We start from the raw sequence: 16,226 nt of genomic DNA on the forward strand, positions 1-16,226 counted from the left end.
CCCGTCCGACCATGACCCGCGCCATACGCTATAATCGCGTTCCCCTATCCAAGAGCAAGCGATGAAGCTGATCGGTACCCATACCAGCCCCTACGTCCGCAAGGTCCGGATCGTTCTGGCTGAAAAAAAGATGGAATACGAGTTCGTGATCGATTCGCCGCGCCAGCCCGGCAGCACGGTCCCCGACATCAATCCGCTCGGCCGGATTCCGGCGCTGGTGCTTGATGACGACACGCCCTTGTTCGACTCGCGGGTCATCGTCGAGCACATCGACAACATCACGCCGAACAACAAGCTGTTGCCGGCGCCCAATCGCGAGCGGACCGAAGTCAAGCGCTGGGAAGCACTGGCCGATGGTCTGTGCGATGCCGCCGTCAGCGCCGTCATGGAAGGCCTGCGCCCAAAGAAGGAACAGAGTGCCGGCTGGATCGTGCGCCAGCACGAGGCCGTCCAGCGCACGCTGCGTTTCATGGAAACGCATCTGGGGGAAAAGAGTTTCTGCATGGGCACGCACTTCTCGCTGGCCGACATCGCCGTCGGCACTGCACTCGGCTACCTGTGCCTGCGCTTCCCCGACATCGCCTGGCAGGAAAGCCATCCCAACCTCGCCCGCCTGTACGAAAAACTGATGCAGCGCCAGTCCTTTGCCGATACCGTCCCGCAAAGCTGAGACCACTATCGTCCGACCTTCTTCGGGGCGCCCGCGGGCGCCCCGTTGCATTTGTCAGAACTCCCGGTGCATCCCGGGGTCAACAAAACGTGTTTTCAACAGACAGGCGCCATGCACCGAATATTCAACTCCCTGAGCACCGCCCTGGGTGAACGCGATGCCGACACGCGCATGCACTCGGATCGCGTCATAGAACTGTCTCGCGAACTCGGCATGCACATCGACCTCGATTCGCAGGAGCTCGCCATGCTGGCGCAGGGCGCCCGCCTGCACGACATCGGCAAGATCGGCATTCCTGACCACGTACTGCGCAAACCCAGCCGTTTCGAGCAGGACGAATGGGAAACCATGCGCCAGCATCCGCTGATCGGCGAGCGCATCATCCTGGCCATCGGCAACGAATGCGCCACCCAACTGGCCGCCGTGGTTCGCCATCATCACGAGGCTTTTGACGGCTCCGGCTACCCCGACCGCCTGCGCGGAACCGACATACCACTCTACGCGCGCATCGTGTCGCTGGCCGACAACTACGATGCGATGGCGGTCAGCCGCCCCTATCACCCGGGACGGCCGCACCATGAAATCATGGACATCCTGTCGAATCAGGAAGCGGAGAAGTTCGACCCCGACCTTCTCCACGCCTTCCGGCACGTCATCGAACGTTCGCCGATGCGTGCCCCCTGATACCGCCTAGCGGATGATGCCGCCGCCCAAACAGACCCGGCTTTCGTAAAGCACCACCGACTGCCCCGGGGTCAGCGCCCACTGCGGCTCGGCAAAGCGGATTTCACAGCTTTCACCATCGACACGTTCAACGTGACACGGCTGGTCGCTGGTCCGGTAACGCGGCTTGGCGGTATAGACCCAATGCGTGTGCGGTGCCCGCCCTGACACCCAGCTCAACTGTTCGGCCACCAGGTCGTCGCGCAGCAGCGCCGGATGATCGTGGCCCTGGACGACGTAAAGTACATTCTTCTCCATGTCCTTGCCGGCGACGAACCAGGCGTCGTGATCGCCGCCGCCGGGCTGGCCCTTTTCCTTCAGACCACCGATGTGCAGGCCCTTGCGCTGGCCGATGGTGTGATACATCAGGCCATCGTGGCTGCCGAGCACCTTGCCGTCGTCGAGCCGGCGGATTTCGCCCTGTTTCGGCGGCAGGTAGCGGCTGAGGAATTCCTTGAACGGACGCTCGCCGATGAAACAGATGCCGGTCGAATCTTTCTTCGCCGCGACGTGCAGGCCTTCGGCCTCGGCAATCCTGCGCACTTCGCGCTTGTAGATGTCAGCCAGCGGGAACAGCGTCTTCGACAGCTGCGCCTGATTCAGCCGGTAGAGGAAATAGCTCTGGTCCTTGGTCCCGTCCTCGGCCTTCAGCAACTGGTATTCACCGTTGAATTCGCGCACGCCGGCGTAGTGGCCGGTGGCAATCTTCTCGGCGCCGAGCTGCATGGCGTGGTCGAGGAAGGCCTTGAACTTGATTTCCGAATTGCACAGGATGTCCGGGTTCGGCGTCCGCCCGGCCTGGTATTCGCGCAGGAATTCGGCGAACACGCGGTCGCGGTACTCGGCAGCGAAATTGACCACTTCGACGTCGATGCCGATGACGTCGGCGACGCTCATCACGTCGACCAGATCCTGGCGCGACGAGCAGTATTCGTCGTTGTCGTCGTCTTCCCAGTTCTTCATGAACAGGCCGATCACCTTCCAGCCCTGCTGCTTCAGCAACAGCGCCGCGACCGACGAATCCACACCGCCGGACAAGCCGACGACCACAGTTCCCTTAGACATCGGGCCCAGCCCCTTTCTTCCATTCGGCCAGCGGCAGGATCACCGCCGGCTCTCCGTTGTTCACAAACCAGCTGTCGACGACGAAACGCTCGCCGTCGTCAGCCTCGATCACCGCCGACCAGTGATTGGCGATGAGCCCCAGGAAATACCGCGGTTCAGGCTGCAGCACACGATGCCAGCGCAGATAACCGCGACTTTCGAGCAGCGCCAGCAGGCGAGTGGTCGAGGTTGAATGATCGATGCAGTCCATTTTCCCCGCCACATGGCCATCGGCGTAATTGCCGCCGCGGTCGTTGCGCACATCCGACTGCTCGCCGGCCCAGCGATACAGCTTGCCGACGGCCTCGGCCAGCATTTTCCGCTCGCCATCGGCGTCGACCGCAGAAAACAGCAGGCGCCGGATGTCGCCGAGCTGTCCCTGCGAGTAATGGATGTCCGCCTGGGCAATGCAACCGTAGCCATGACAGACGGCCACACGCTCGTCGGCAACGGCTGTTGCGGTCGACAGCAGAAAAGCCAGCAAAAGCAGCGTTGACCGCAACATCAGTCGTAATGCACCAGCAGGTCCAGCGGATAACGCCGCCCGGCCAGGTAATCTTCGCAACAGCGCAGGATCAGCGGGCTGCGATGGCGATCCTGCGTCGCCCTGACCTCATCGAGCGTCAGCCAGCGGGCGGCGACGATGCCGTCGTCCAGTTGCCGCTCGGCGTCGAAACCGCGCAGTTCGCCGGCAAAGGCAAAACGCAGGTAAGTGATGTCCTTCAGCGGATGCCGCCAGTTATAGACACCGACCAGGTGTGTCGGCCGGAAATGGTAGGCGGTTTCTTCCAGTGCCTCGCGCACCACGGCATCGACCAGCGCTTCACCCTGCTCAAGATGACCGGCCGGCTGGTTGAAGGCCAGCCCGGCATCGGTTTCCTCCTCGACCAGCAAAAACTTCCCGTCGCGATAAACCACTGCGGCCACGGTGACATTCGGCTTCCAGATCATGTACTGCATCCTGCGTCAAAAGCGTTATTTTACCCGCTGATTTCGGCTAGAATTGTGCGCTTTCACGAGTGCATCACGGAGATTTCACCATGTCCATGTCGGACCGCGACGGTTTCATCTGGCAGGATGGCAAGCTTGTGCCCTGGCGCGAAGCGACCACCCACGTCCTTACCCATTCCCTGCATTACGGCATGGGCGTTTTCGAGGGCGTCCGGGCCTACAAGGGCGAACGCGGCACGGCGATCTTCCGCCTGAAGGAGCACACCGAGCGCCTGTTCCGTTCGGCCCACATCTTCCAGATGCAGATTCCCTACTCGCAGGCAGAACTGAACGAAGCGCAGAAGGAAGTCATCCGCGCCAACAATCTCGAATCCGGCTACCTGCGTCCGCTCGCCTTCTACGGCTCGGAAAAGATGGGCGTTTCGCCCAAGGGCGCCAAAGTGCACGTGATCATCGCCGCCTGGCCGTGGGGCGCCTACCTCGGCGAGGAAGGCATGCAGCGCGGCATCCGCATCAAGACCTCGTCCTACACCCGCCACCATGTGAACATCACCATGGTCCGCGCCAAGGCCTCGGGCAATTACATGAATTCCATCCTCGCCAACAACGAGGCGACGGCCGACGGCTACGACGAAGCGCTGCTGCTCGATCCGGAAGGTTACGTCTGCGAAGGCGCCGGCGAGAACATCTTCATCGTCCGCAACGGCAAGCTGTACACGCCGGACCTGACCGCCTGCCTCGAAGGCATCACCCGTGCCACGGTCATCCAGCTGGCTGGCGAACTGGGCATCGAAGTCATCGAGAAGCGCATCACCCGCGACGAAGTCTATTGCGCCGACGAAGCCTTCTTCACCGGCACCGCCGCCGAAGTGACGCCGATCCGCGAACTCGACAACCGCCAGATCGGCGCCGGCAGCCGCGGCCCGATCACCAAGGCGCTGCAGGAAAAGTATTTCGACGTCGTCTATGGCCGCTCGGCAGCGCATGCCGACTGGCTGGCCGTCGTCTGAGCAAGCCCCAGGGGAGAAAAACGATGTCCGACAACAAGACCGTCGAAGTGACCGCCCACGACCTGCCGCTGCACTGCCCGCAACCGGGCTCTGCGCTGTGGAGCCAGCATCCGCGCGTCTTTCTCGACGTGCTGAAGACCGGCGAAGTCACCTGCCCGTACTGCAGCACAAAATATGTCTTCACCGGTGAAGCGCCCAAGGGCCATCACTGAAACAGGGACGGCGGGCACAACACCCGCCGTTTTCACATGAAGAAAGCCCTCATCGTCGCTCCCTCGTGGATCGGCGACACAATCATGGCGCAGCCGCTGTTCGCCCGCCTGCATGCCCTGCATCCCGGATTGCAGCTGGACGCCCTGGCGCCACGCTGGGTGGCGCCGGTGCTGCAGCGGATGGCGGAAATCAGCGCGGTCGTCGACAGCCCTTTCGGCCACGGCCAGCTGTCAATGAAAGCGCGCTGGCGGCTGGGCCGCGAACTGGCGGCACGCGGCTATGATGCGGTCTACGTCCTGCCCAACTCGCTGAAATCGGCGCTGGTCCCGTTCCTCGCCGGCATCCCGCAACGCGTCGGCTTCACCGGCGAATCGCGCTACGGCCTGATCAACGTCCGCCACACGCTGGACAAGGTGGCGCTGCCGCTGATGGTCGAGCGTTTCGCACAACTCGCCGAAACGCCTGGAGCCCCGCTGCCGCGCCCGGTTTCCTACCCAATGTTGCGGTCGACCGCAGCAGAACAGCAAAAAACCCTGGCCGAGCTGGCCATCGAACGCCCGGCAAGGATCGTCGCCTTCTGCCCCGGTGCCGAATACGGCCCGGCCAAGCGCTGGCCGGCGGCGCATTTCGCCGAACTGGCGCGGACCCTCGCCGCGCGCGGCTACGCCGTCTGGCTGTTCGGCTCGCCGAAGGACCACGCGGTCGCCGAAGAAATCTCGCAACTGGCACCCGGCCTGTGCCGCAACCTGTGCGGCGCCACCTCACTCGGCCAGGCGGTGGACCTGCTGGCGCTGGCCGACCTCGTCGTCTGCAACGATTCCGGCCTGATGCACGTCGCCGCTGCGCTCGACCGTCCGATTGTCGCTCTCTACGGTTCGTCGTCACCCGGCTTCACGCCGCCGCTGTCGGACCGCGCCGATATCCTCAGCCTGAACCTCGACTGCAGTCCGTGCTTCAAGCGTGAATGCCCGCTCGGCCATCTCGACTGCCTGAATAAACTGCTCCCCGCCCAGGCCCTGCTGGCCTGCGAGAAATGGATCGCACGATGAGCCAGCCCACCAATTTCGCCACCTCGGATGACGCCGAACACGCCTTCTACGCTGCCGTCAGCAGCGGCGATGCCGACCTGCTGATGCATTACTGGGCCGAAGACGAGGAAACGCTGTGCGTGCATCCGACCGGCGTCCGCCTGACCGGCATCGTGCCGATCCGTGAAAGCTGGCGCAGCATCTTCGCCAATGCCAGCCTGCGCATCCAGGCTGAAACCGTCGCCCGCTGGCAGGGCACGGTGATGGCGGTGCATCACCTGACCGAAATCCTGTTTGTCGGCGACGACCCGGCGCCGCACGGCCCGCTGCACGTCACCCACGTCTACCTGCGCGGCGCCCAGGGCTGGCGCCTCGCCAGCCGCCACGCCTCGGCAGCCGACGACGGCCATCAGGCCATGGCCGACGCCATGCCGCACACGCTGCATTGAAAGTCTACCGGGCACCCTCATGGTTGCCGGGCGGCCACGCCCAGACGCTGTGGCCGCTGCTGATCAAGCCCCAGCAGCTGCCGCTGCGCCGTGAGCGCTGGACAACGCCGGATGGCGATTTCATCGATGTCGATTTTCTCGATGCTGCGGTCGACGCACCGATACTGGTCCTTTTCCACGGCCTCGAAGGCAGCGCCCGCAGCCATTACGCGATCTCCACCGCGCACGCCTGCCAGGCCGCCGGCTGGCGCCTGGTGCTGCCGCATTTCCGTGGCTGCTCGGGCGAACTGAACCGGCGCCCGCGCGCCTACCACTCCGGCGACTCGGCCGAAATCGACTGGATCCTGCGCCGGCTTCAGGCCGCGCACGGTGGCCGCAAGCTGCACGCCGCCGGCGTCTCGCTCGGCGGCAACGCGCTGCTCAAATGGGCTGGCGAGCAAGGAATTGCCGCCGCCGATGTCGTCACCGGCGTTGCCGCGATGTGTGCGCCGCTCGACTTGGCTGCCTGTGGCCACCACCTGGCACGCGGTTTCAACCGCTTGTATACGCAGCATTTTCTCACCACTCTGAAGCGCATCTCGGGGCAACGCCTGCAGCACTTCCCCGGGCTGTTCGATGAAGCGCGGATGCGTCGTGCCAACAACCTGTGGGAATTCGATGACGCCGTCACCGGCCCGGTGCACGGTTTTGCCGGTGCCGACGATTACTGGCGACGCTGTTCGGCCAAACCCTTCCTCAAGTCGATCGCCGTACCAACACTTGCGGTCAACCCGAAAAACGACCCGTTTTTGCCCGCCCGGCACCTGCCCGGCCCGGCCGATGTCGCCGCCTGCGTCCGCCTCGAACAACCGGCCGGCGGCGGCCATGTCGGTTTCGTCACCGGCTCATTTCCGGGAAAGCTGGACTGGCTCCCGCAAAGGCTCTTACACTTCTTCCTTTCCGAAACGTCATAAGCGCCCATCATGAGCCAACCTCTTCCCGCAGAAATCTTCAAGGCCTACGACATTCGTGGGATCGTCGATAAATCGCTGACCGCCGACGTCGTCCGCCGGGTCGGCCACGCCCTCGGCACGCTGGCACTCGAGCAAGGCCAGAAGGCCATCGCCGTCGGCCGCGACGGCCGCCTGTCCGGCCCGGAACTGTCCGGCGCGTTGATGGACGGCATCTGCGCCGCCGGTTGCGACGCCATCGACGTCGGCTGCGTGCCGACCCCTGTCACCTATTTCGCCGCCTATGAGCTCGGTTGCAATTCCTGCGTCTCGGTCACCGGCAGCCACAACCCGCCCGACTACAACGGCCTGAAAATGGTCATCGGCGGCACGACGCTGGCGCTTGATGCGATCCAGGACCTGAAGAAGCGCATCGAAGCCGGCAATCTGCGCCACGCCAAGGCCGACCAACTCGGCCAACGCACTTCCGCCAACGTCCTCGACGCCTACGTCGACAAGATCGTCGGCGATGTAAAACTGGCGCGGCCGATGAAGATCGTCATGGATTGCGGCAACGGCGTCGCCGGTGCGATTGCCCCTGCACTGTTCAAGCGCCTCGGTTGTGAAATCGTGCCGCTGTATTGCGAAGTCGACGGCAATTTCCCGAACCACCACCCGGACCCGTCGAAGCCGGAAAACCTGGCCGACGTGGTCAAGGCGCTCAAGGAAACCGACGCTGAAATCGGCATCGCCTTCGACGGCGACGGCGACCGCCTCGGCGTCGTCACCAAGGATGGCGAAATCATCTATCCCGACCGCCAGCTGATGCTGTTCGCCGCCGACGTACTGTCGCGCGTACCGGGTGGCACCATTATCTATGACGTCAAATGCACACGCCTGCTGGCGCCGTGGATCAAACAGCACGGCGGCATACCGCTGATGTGGAATACCGGCCACGCACTGGTCAAGGCCAAGCTGAAGGAAACCGGCGCCCCGCTGGCCGGCGAGATGTCCGGCCATACCTTCTTCAAGGAGCGCTGGTACGGTTTTGACGACGGCCTGTACACCGGCGCCCGCCTGCTCGAAATCCTGAGCCGCTCGGCCGATGCCGGCGCGCCGCTGAAAGCCCTGCCGAATTCGCCGTCGACCCCGGAACTGAACATCAAGATGGCCGAGGGCGAACCCTTTGCGCTGATCGACAAACTCAAGGCCGAAGGCCGCTTCGACGGCGCCGAACAGATCATTACCATCGACGGCGTCCGGGTAGAATACAAGGATGGTTTCGGCCTGGCCCGCCCGTCGAACACGACGCCGGTCGTGGTGCTGCGCTTCGAAGCCGATGACGCTGCCGCCCTGGAACGTATCCAGGCCGGTTTCCGCGCTGCCCTGCGCGCTGTCTGGCCGGGGATACAGCTGCCGTTTTAAGGAGAATTCGTGAGCGACGCCGCCGATCAGCTATTCCTCGGACGACAACCCATCCTCGACCGCGATCAGCGGCTGCATGCTTACGAACTGCTCTTCCGCAACGGCGGCATCAATGCCGCCGATGTCACCGACGGCGTCGCGGCCACCGCCACCGTCATCGTCAATGCCTTCGCCGAACTCGGCGTCGAGGCCGCGCTGGGCAATTGCCGCGGCTTCATCAACATCGACGAGGAATTCCTGTTCAGCGACATGCTCGAACTGCTGCCGCGCCAGTCGGTGGTGCTGGAAATCCTCGAAACGGTGCCGCCCAGCGAAGCCGTCATCGAGCGCTGCAAGGCCCTGAAAGCCGCCGGCTTCACGCTGGCGCTCGACGACGTCATCCAGCTCGCCCCGGAATACGCCGAATTGCTGGCCCTGGTGGAAATCGTCAAGGTGGACATCCAGCCGCTCAGCCGGGTCGAACTGATGCAACTGGTCATGAAGCTGAAGCCGATGGGCAAGCAGTTGCTGGCCGAAAAAGTCGATTCGCGCGAGCAGATGGAACAATGCCTGAAACTCGGTTTCGCGCTGTTCCAGGGCTATTACTTCGCCAAGCCGACGATCATCGCCGGCCGCAAGCTGGACCATTCGCAGCTGTCGCTGATGAAACTGATGGGACTACTGCTTTCCGACGCCGATACCAGCGAGCTGGAACAGGCACTGAAGCCGGAACCCGGTCTTACGGTCAACCTGCTGCGGATGACCAATTCGGTCGGTGCCGGCAGCAGCGAAACCATCACCTCGCTCGGCCACGCCATCGCCGTCCTCGGGCGTCGCCAGTTGCAGCGCTGGCTGCAACTGCTGCTCTTTGCCTCGGGCAGCCACAACGGCACGGCCAGTCCCTTGCTGCTGCTCGCCGCCACCCGCGGCCGCCTGATTGAATTGCTGGCGGGCGAATTGCAGCCCAACGATGCGGGTTTTGCCGACAAGGCCTTCATGGTCGGCATCATGTCGTTGATGCCGGCACTGGTCGGCCTGCCGATCCAGGAAATCGTCGCACCGCTGGGTCTGGCCGATGACGTCAAGGCCGCACTGTGCAACGACGAAGGACGGCTCGCCCAGTTGCTGGGTCTCGCCGAGTGCAGCGAAAACGGCGACCTGGCAAGGCTTTCCACCCTGTTTGCCAAACTGCCGTCGATCGGCCCGAAAGCGCTGAACCGGGCGCAGACCGAAGCCTTGATGTGGGCCAACAGCATTGGCCAGGAAAAGACCGGCTGATCCCCGCCGCCGACGCCTGTTACAAATCGGCGACATCGCACTACAGACCGGAGCAGCCGCTTGCGTCACAATGGACGCCGATTTCAATGAACCAGGATCGCAATCCAGCCGATGAACAGAGAATCCAACCCATTCCAGGCCCGCATGCAGTTTGCCCGGGCGCCACAAAGCCTGGCCGGACGCATCGTCACGTTCATCCTGAGCGCCGTCTTTCTGGTGCTCGCCTTCATGTTTTCACTGGTTGCCCTGGCTGTCGTCGCCGTCGCTGCGGTGATCTTTGCCGGCTGGTTCTGGTGGAAGACGCGCGCCCTGCGCAAGGCGATGCGCGAAGGCGCACCGATTGAACCGACGGCGCAGGGAGATCAGGTCATCGAAGGCGAATTCGTCCGCGAAACACCGGACAACCGCCTGCTGCGCTGACGCTTAACGCAGCTTCGGATTCAGCGAGCCGCGGTTGTAATCCTTGTCGCCCGGCATGATGACGCGACCGAAGCCGCCAACCTGTATCCCCTGCGAATCGACCGGCCGCGTCTTGTTTTCCGGATACTCCGCCGCCAGTTTCTGTGCCTCCGCGGCTTTCGCCGCATCGGCAAACTCCCAGCGCCCGTTCGGGAAAAGACGCACTTTCTGACCGTCGACCGTCGTCGCCTCGACCGGCGTCCGGTCGAGTTCGGCCGCCAGCACGGGCATGCTGACGAGCAGCCCGATCAACGCCAGCGCCGCCCTCACAGCTTGCCCTCGACCCAGGCCGGCACCGACGCCATTGCCGCCACCAGGTTCTCCGGCTGGGTACCGCCAGCCTGCGCCATGTCTGGACGACCGCCGCCCTTGCCGCCAACCTGCTGAGCGACCATGTTGACCAGTTCGCCGGCCTTGACCTTGCCGGTCAGATCGGCCGTTACGCCGGCAATCAGCGTCACCTTGCCATCGACTACCGAGGCCAGCACGATGGCTGCCGACTTCAGCTTGTCCTTGAGCTTGTCCATCGTTTCGCGCAGGGCATTGATGTCAGCGCCTTCCAGATTGGCGGCCAGCACCTTCGCCCCCTTGATATCGAGCGCCTGCGCCAGCATGTCGTCGCCCTGGGCCGACGCCAGCTTGCCCTTCAGTGCCGCCAGTTCGCGCTCCAGCTTGCGCACCTGGTCGAGCACGGAGAGCACCCGGGCATGGGCATCCTTCGGCAGTACCTTGAGCGTGCCGGCAACACCGCCGAGCACCGATTCCATGTCCTGCATGTAACTCAGCGCATTGTCGCCAGTGACTGCTTCGACCCGGCGCACGCCCGCTGCCACGCCGCCTTCGGCGGTGATGCTGAACAGGCCGATGTCGCCGGTGCGGCCGACGTGCGTTCCGCCGCACAGTTCGCGCGACGAACCGATGTCGAGCACGCGCACGTTGTCGCCGTATTTCTCGCCGAACAGCATCATCGCCCCCAGTTTCTGGGCTTCGGCAATCGGCAGGACGCGGCACTCGGTCGCCGTATTGGCAAGAATCTCGGCATTGACGATGTTCTCGACGCGACGGATTTCCTCGTCGCTCATCGGCTGGTTATGCACGAAGTCGAAACGGGTCTTGTCCGGATCGACCTGCGAACCCTTTTGCTGGACGTGGTCGCCGAGCACTTCGCGCAGTGCCTTGTGCAGCAGATGGGTGGCCGAGTGGTTGCGCATCGTGCGCTGGCGGGCCAGCACGTCAACCTTGGCGGTGACACCGTTGCCGACGCTGAGCGTACCGGTCTTGACGACACCGTGATGGCCAAAAACCGTGGCCTGGATCTTCTGCGTGTCCTCGACGGCAAAAATGCCATGCACCGACTGCAGGGCGCCGCGATCACCGACCTGACCGCCGGACTCGGCGTAGAACGGGCTGTTGTCGAGCACGACTACGCCCATTTCTCCCTCGTGAAGCTCGTTGACCGCAATACCGTCCTTGTACAACGCGAGCACGTTGGCCTTGTATTCCAGATTGTCGTAACCGTGGAAGGTCGTTGCCGGGCCGCTGTAATCGAGATTGGTCGCCATCTTGAACTTGCCGGCGGCACGCGCCTGCTCCTTCTGGCGTGCCATCGCCGCATCGAAGGCGGCTGCATCGACGGTGATCTGGTGCTCGCGGCAGATATCCTGCGTCAGGTCGAGCGGGAAGCCGTAGGTGTCGTGCAGCTTGAAGGCAGTCTCGCCATTGAACACGCCACCGTCGCCAAGCGCCTTCAGTTCGCCTTCGAGGATGGCCATGCCGTGCTCGATGGTTTCGAAGAAGCGGTCTTCTTCCTGCTTCAAGGTGGCGACGATCTTGTACTGATTCTTTTCCAGTTCCGGATAGGCGCTTCCCATCTCGGCGACCAGGTCCGGCACCATCTTGTTGAAGAACGCAGCGCGGGCGCCGAGCTTGTAGCCGTGACGGATGGCGCGGCGGATGATCCGGCGCAGCACGTAGCCGCGGCCTTCATTACCCGGGATGACGCCATCGGCGATGAGGAAGGAACAGGCGCGGATGTGGTCGGCCAGCACCTTCAGCGACGGCGAATCCATGTCGGCTGCCGAGGTTTCGCGGGCGGCGGCCTTCAGCAGCGCCTGGAACAGGTCGATCTCGTAGTTGGCATGCACGCCCTGCAGCACGGCGGAGATACGCTCCAGCCCCATGCCGGTATCGACGGATGGCTTGGGCAGCGGATGCATGACGCCGTTTTCATCGCGATTGAACTGCATGAAGACGTTGTTCCAGATTTCGATGAAACGATCGCCATCTTCTTCCGGCGATCCCGGAGGTCCGCCCCAGTGCTTTTCGCCGTGGTCGTAGAAGATTTCCGTGCACGGGCCGCAAGGGCCGGTGTCGCCCATCATCCAGAAATTGTCGGAAGCGTAGCGCGCGCCCTTGTTGTCGCCGATGCGGATGACGCGCTCGACCGGCACGCCGATCTCTTTCGTCCAGATATCGTAGGCCTCGTCGTCCTCGGCATAGACGGTAATCGTCAGCTTGTCCTTGGGCAGTTTGTAGACCTCGGTCAGCAGTTCCCAAGCGTAGCTGATCGCGTCGCGCTTGAAGTAGTCACCGAAACTGAAGTTGCCGAGCATCTCGAAGAAGGTGTGATGGCGGGCGGTGTAGCCGACGTTCTCGAGATCGTTGTGCTTGCCGCCGGCACGCACGCATTTCTGCGAAGTCGTGGCGCGGCTGTACGGACGCTTGTCGAAACCGAGGAAGACATCCTTGAACTGGTTCATCCCGGCATTGGTGAACAGCAGCGTCGGGTCCTCGTGCGGCACCAGCGAACTGGAGGAGACGATCTGGTGTCCCTTGGCGGCAAAGAAGTCGAGGAATTTCTGGCGGATTTCGGCGCTTTTCATGTGAGTCCGGCCTTCAAGGCGTTGAATACGAAACCGGTGATTTTAAATGAAAGCGTGCTGCTTCAGCGAAACAGCAAAGAAAAACCCGCCGGATGGCGGGTCATGTCCCTCGGCAAGCGCACTGATCAGAGTACACGCCGCCGATCGACACGGCCATCATGGTTGTAATCATGCTGGCGGTCATGCTTCTGCCGGGCAATATGCCGCTGCTGCACGTCCTGCGCCTGGTGCAGCCGGGCGCGCTCCTTCCGCGTCACGACACCGTCCGCCTTGGCACGATTCTCGATGTTGTCCACATGCTGCTGCCCGCGCGCCAGGCGGTTTGCTTCGCGCTGCGTCAGGCTGCCTGAAGCAGCGCCCTGGTCGATACGGTATTCCTGCCAGGCCTGGCGTTGATCGACGTGCGGCGTCGCCGGCTGGGCCAGCACGATGCCATGCAGGGCAAGCGACAGGCTCAGGACAACAAGATTCTTGACGGCTTTCATGATTTTCTCCTGGAAATGGAAACGAACTGCACGCCTGCCATTACAGGGGAAAATCAGCCCGCAGGATGCAAGCGTTTGTAAGCAGCTGTTTCGGGAGAAAAAAGATCAAGGCGGTCGGTAAACAAGGCGGTCACGCCGCGGGAAAACAGCTTTTTTGCCTGCACCGGCCGGTTGACCGTAAAACACAACACCGGGATAGCCTGCGCCCTTGCGGTTTCGAGCACATCATCGGACAGCCGGTCGGCAGCACAATGCAGGGTCGACGCATCGAGTTGGCGAAAAATGGCAAGCCAGTCGGCTGGTACCGTTTCGAACAGCACACCGCGCGGCAGATGAGGCGCCCGTTCGCGGGCGACACCCAGCGCTTCCAGCGAAAAAGAAGAAAGCAATGGCAAAGGGCCAGCCGCAGGCCAGATGGCGGCGGCCTGGGCGGCAACTGCGGCGGCCGTTTCCCGGTCATAGCCGCGCGCCGGCTTGATCTCGACATTCGCCAGCACGCCGAGCTGGCGACACAGACGGGCCGCCTCGACAAATGGCGGAACGGCTTCGCCATTGCCGGCATCAAGCCGTTGCATGTCCAGGTCGGACATGGCCGACACCAGACCGTGACCGTCGGTCGTCCGCTCCAGCGTCTCGTCGTGAATCAGGAAAGGCGAACCGTCGCCGTTCAGCATCACGTCGAATTCGACGGCCCGGAAACCCATGGCGGCAGCCAGCCGGATACCGGCCAGCGTGTTTTCGGGAGCCAGCGAACCGCCACCACGATGGGCAATCCAGCGTGGCAGCGTCAGCGACATCAGAAGGGCTGGGTCTTTCTCAACGCCGGCCGGGCCCCGAGCACCGAATTGCCACGGGTGACCGCGGTATCGAGGGCCGCCTTGGCCGGTTTCTGGTCAGCCCAGACGGCAGCCAGTTCCTCGTCGGCGATCATGCGTGCGCCATCGACATTGCTGACACGCAGCGCCGGCGCATCGGGCTTGCCCTGCAGCGAGAGGTAAGCCGCGTCGAGCGCCTGCTTGCCATCCTGCAACAGACGGCTGAGCGAGGCCAGACGGGCTGCTTCGGTCATCGGCAGACCACCGTGGCTGCGCACCAGCTCGATCTGGATTTCCGGCGACAGCAGGAAGGAGACAAAACGGGCCGCCTGCTTGTATTCGGCTGCCGCCTTGCCGGCACCGACCCAGATCGACGGGCCATCGGCCAGCGTCGGACGACGACCGCCATAAACATCGTCGTGAAACGGTATCGGCGCAACTCCGAGTTCGACACCACGGGCATCCTGGAAGTCCGCGTACTCACGCGAATCAGTCGTGATCATCGCGCACTGGCCGTCGCGGAAACGCTGGCTGGCCTCGTTGCCGTTACCATACTGCCGGTAATAGCGGGCCTTGCTCCAGGTCGCCATCATCGCCACATGCTTGACCTGCGGCAGGGCGTTGAACTTCAAGCCGCCCTTGGCGTCCGTGGCCGGCACGCCGGATACCGCGCTGACGTTGTCGATATGCACCCAGACCGGCCACGAGGAGGTATAGGGACAATCAAAACCCGCCGTCTGCAGCTTGTCGAGGTAACCCTGCATCTCGAACCAGGTTTTCGGCGGCACATCCGGATTCAGGCCTGCCTTGCGGAACGCATTCTTGTTGAAGAACAGCACCGGCGTCGAATACAGCACCGGCAGCGCCACCACCCGGCCACGGGCATCGGTCACACCGGGCTTGAGCACTTCGGACAGGCTGAGCGACAGCGGCACGCCCGCCTTGCTCATCATCGAGTACAAGGGCACGAAATCCTTCGGCTGGCTGAGCACATCGCTCATTTCGTAGCGACTGAGCAGATTCAGTGTCCCCGGCTTGTCACCCTTTTCCAGACGCACCAGCTTGATGACATTGCCGGTTTCCTTCCGGTAACGCTCGACCACGGCAGCCAGCCGCGCCTCATTTGCAGCATCCAGGTTGTGCGCCAGCGTCGGCTCGACGGGAGCTGCAGCCTTGGCTGGCGGCTTTGCCGGCGCCTTGGCGGCCTGGACAGAGAAGGGAAAAACGGTACAAAGAGCAATCAGCAACGGACGAACGACTTGCAACATCTGGGGCACCTGAAGGAAAGCAAGCGACCATTATAGCGCCCTGCCCCTTTCCAGATTTCGACACAATGATTGCAATATGCGAGAATCGCCGCATGATCAAGCATGCTTCAATTCTCGCCCTTGCCGTGCTGGCGCTATCCGGCTGCGACCAGGTCGCCGGCAAGCTCGGCCTCGAAAATCCGGCCGCCAAGGAAGCCAGAACCGATGCCGAAGGCAAGGCTGTCGGCAGCGCCTGCCGCCATTCCGGCCGGGCCATCGAGGACTGCTACGCGATCTACAGCTGGCTGCCCAAGGCAAGCGTCTATACCGGCTGGCGCGAGATGGATGAATACATGCGGGAAAACAAGCTGGAAACCATCGAACCGCAATTGCCGCCGCCCGAACCTCCCGGCGCCAAGAAGAAGCGCGCCGTGACCACCCCTCCGGAAGGGCTCGCCGACCCGGCGCCGACGGCAGTACCGGCAGCATCTGAAACAGCAGATGACAAGGCAGCCAAGGACGTCAAGGCTGAAAACGGCAAGAACTGATCCCTGCGGATCAAACCCGTGAGAAGAATGC

General features: G+C 63.1%; 19 protein-coding genes. 11 read left to right on the forward strand and 8 right to left on the reverse strand.

Annotation, left to right across the window (positions count from 1 at the left end):
* Positions 1-61 precede the first annotated feature (61 nt).
* Positions 62-670, forward strand: coding sequence for a glutathione S-transferase (locus BJN45_RS15855; RefSeq protein WP_076097013.1), 609 nt, complete (start codon positions 62-64; stop codon positions 668-670).
* Between the two features lie 111 nt (positions 671-781).
* Positions 782-1,354 (forward strand): HD-GYP domain-containing protein, encoded by a 573-nt coding sequence (locus BJN45_RS15860; RefSeq protein WP_076097015.1) that lies wholly within the window; start codon positions 782-784, stop codon positions 1,352-1,354.
* Positions 1,355-1,360: 6 nt separating this feature from the next.
* On the opposite strand, the gene mnmA is transcribed toward BJN45_RS15860, so the two are convergent.
* Genes mnmA through BJN45_RS15875 form a run of 3 tightly spaced genes read right to left on the reverse strand, consistent with a single transcriptional unit; the run spans position 1,361 to position 3,457 of the window.
* Positions 1,361-2,458, reverse strand: coding sequence for a tRNA 2-thiouridine(34) synthase MnmA (gene mnmA / locus BJN45_RS15865; protein WP_076097018.1), 1,098 nt, complete (start codon positions 2,456-2,458; stop codon positions 1,361-1,363).
* A complete protein-coding gene (locus tag BJN45_RS15870; protein ID WP_170873112.1) occupies positions 2,451-3,002 on the reverse strand; it encodes a hypothetical protein in 552 nt (183 codons plus the stop codon). Before BJN45_RS15870 ends, mnmA begins: the two co-directional genes overlap by 8 nt.
* Positions 3,002-3,457, reverse strand: coding sequence for an NUDIX hydrolase (locus tag BJN45_RS15875; RefSeq protein ID WP_076097020.1), 456 nt, complete (start codon positions 3,455-3,457; stop codon positions 3,002-3,004). Before BJN45_RS15875 ends, BJN45_RS15870 begins: the two co-directional genes overlap by 1 nt.
* Positions 3,458-3,537: 80 nt before the next feature.
* On the opposite strand from BJN45_RS15875, the gene BJN45_RS15880 reads away from it, so the two are divergent.
* The 8 genes from BJN45_RS15880 (at position 3,538) to BJN45_RS15915 (ending at position 10,179) form a co-directional block, all read left to right on the forward strand.
* A complete protein-coding gene (locus BJN45_RS15880) occupies positions 3,538-4,458 on the forward strand; it encodes a branched-chain amino acid transaminase (protein WP_076097022.1) in 921 nt (306 codons plus the stop codon).
* 23 nt (positions 4,459-4,481) lie between these two features.
* The gene (locus tag BJN45_RS15885; RefSeq protein ID WP_076097024.1) at positions 4,482-4,670 is read left to right on the forward strand and encodes a zinc-finger domain-containing protein; all 189 of its coding nucleotides are present in this window, start codon (positions 4,482-4,484) and stop codon (positions 4,668-4,670) included.
* A 36-nt stretch (positions 4,671-4,706) separates the two neighbouring features.
* A complete protein-coding gene (waaF, locus tag BJN45_RS15890; protein ID WP_076097026.1) occupies positions 4,707-5,720 on the forward strand; it encodes a lipopolysaccharide heptosyltransferase II in 1,014 nt (337 codons plus the stop codon).
* Positions 5,717-6,148, forward strand: a complete 432-nt coding sequence (locus BJN45_RS15895; RefSeq protein ID WP_076097154.1) for a YybH family protein — start codon at positions 5,717-5,719, stop codon at positions 6,146-6,148. The genes waaF and BJN45_RS15895 overlap by 4 nt, the downstream gene beginning before the upstream one ends.
* Positions 6,145-7,101 carry a YheT family hydrolase gene (locus BJN45_RS15900; protein WP_076097029.1) on the forward strand — a complete coding sequence of 319 codons (957 nt, stop codon included), beginning with the start codon at positions 6,145-6,147 and terminating at the stop codon, positions 7,099-7,101. Before BJN45_RS15895 ends, BJN45_RS15900 begins: the two co-directional genes overlap by 4 nt.
* A 9-nt stretch (positions 7,102-7,110) precedes the next feature.
* Positions 7,111-8,502: a phosphomannomutase/phosphoglucomutase gene (locus tag BJN45_RS15905; protein WP_076097031.1), complete on the forward strand. Its 1,392-nt coding sequence runs from the start codon at positions 7,111-7,113 to the stop codon at positions 8,500-8,502.
* 9 nt (positions 8,503-8,511) lie between these two features.
* Positions 8,512-9,759 carry an EAL and HDOD domain-containing protein gene (locus tag BJN45_RS15910; RefSeq protein WP_076097034.1) on the forward strand — a complete coding sequence of 416 codons (1,248 nt, stop codon included), beginning with the start codon at positions 8,512-8,514 and terminating at the stop codon, positions 9,757-9,759.
* Between the two features lie 111 nt (positions 9,760-9,870).
* A complete protein-coding gene (locus BJN45_RS15915) occupies positions 9,871-10,179 on the forward strand; it encodes a hypothetical protein (RefSeq protein ID WP_076097036.1) in 309 nt (102 codons plus the stop codon).
* A 3-nt stretch (positions 10,180-10,182) separates the two neighbouring features.
* On the opposite strand, the gene BJN45_RS15920 is transcribed toward BJN45_RS15915, so the two are convergent.
* The 5 genes from BJN45_RS15920 to BJN45_RS15940 form a co-directional block, all read right to left on the reverse strand.
* A complete protein-coding gene (locus tag BJN45_RS15920; RefSeq protein WP_240494599.1) occupies positions 10,183-10,470 on the reverse strand; it encodes a hypothetical protein in 288 nt (95 codons plus the stop codon).
* Positions 10,471-10,484: 14 nt separating this feature from the next.
* The gene (gene alaS / locus BJN45_RS15925) at positions 10,485-13,100 is read right to left on the reverse strand and encodes an alanine--tRNA ligase (protein ID WP_076097038.1); all 2,616 of its coding nucleotides are present in this window, start codon (positions 13,098-13,100) and stop codon (positions 10,485-10,487) included.
* A gap of 125 nt (positions 13,101-13,225) precedes the next feature.
* Positions 13,226-13,585 (reverse strand): hypothetical protein, encoded by a 360-nt coding sequence (locus BJN45_RS15930; protein ID WP_076097040.1) that lies wholly within the window; start codon positions 13,583-13,585, stop codon positions 13,226-13,228.
* A 53-nt stretch (positions 13,586-13,638) separates the two neighbouring features.
* Positions 13,639-14,382: a glycerophosphodiester phosphodiesterase gene (ugpQ, locus tag BJN45_RS15935; RefSeq protein WP_076097041.1), complete on the reverse strand. Its 744-nt coding sequence runs from the start codon at positions 14,380-14,382 to the stop codon at positions 13,639-13,641.
* The gene (locus BJN45_RS15940; protein WP_076097043.1) at positions 14,382-15,668 is read right to left on the reverse strand and encodes an extracellular solute-binding protein; all 1,287 of its coding nucleotides are present in this window, start codon (positions 15,666-15,668) and stop codon (positions 14,382-14,384) included. The genes ugpQ and BJN45_RS15940 overlap by 1 nt, the downstream gene beginning before the upstream one ends.
* A gap of 92 nt (positions 15,669-15,760) precedes the next feature.
* Between BJN45_RS15940 and BJN45_RS15945 the strand changes: the two genes are divergently transcribed.
* Positions 15,761-16,195 (forward strand): hypothetical protein, encoded by a 435-nt coding sequence (locus BJN45_RS15945; RefSeq protein WP_076097045.1) that lies wholly within the window; start codon positions 15,761-15,763, stop codon positions 16,193-16,195.
* Positions 16,196-16,226: the final 31 nt, after the last annotated feature.

This window comes from Azonexus hydrophilus, assembly GCF_001956855.1.
In the GTDB taxonomy this organism is placed as follows: Bacteria; Pseudomonadota; Gammaproteobacteria; order Burkholderiales; family Rhodocyclaceae; genus Azonexus; species Azonexus hydrophilus_A.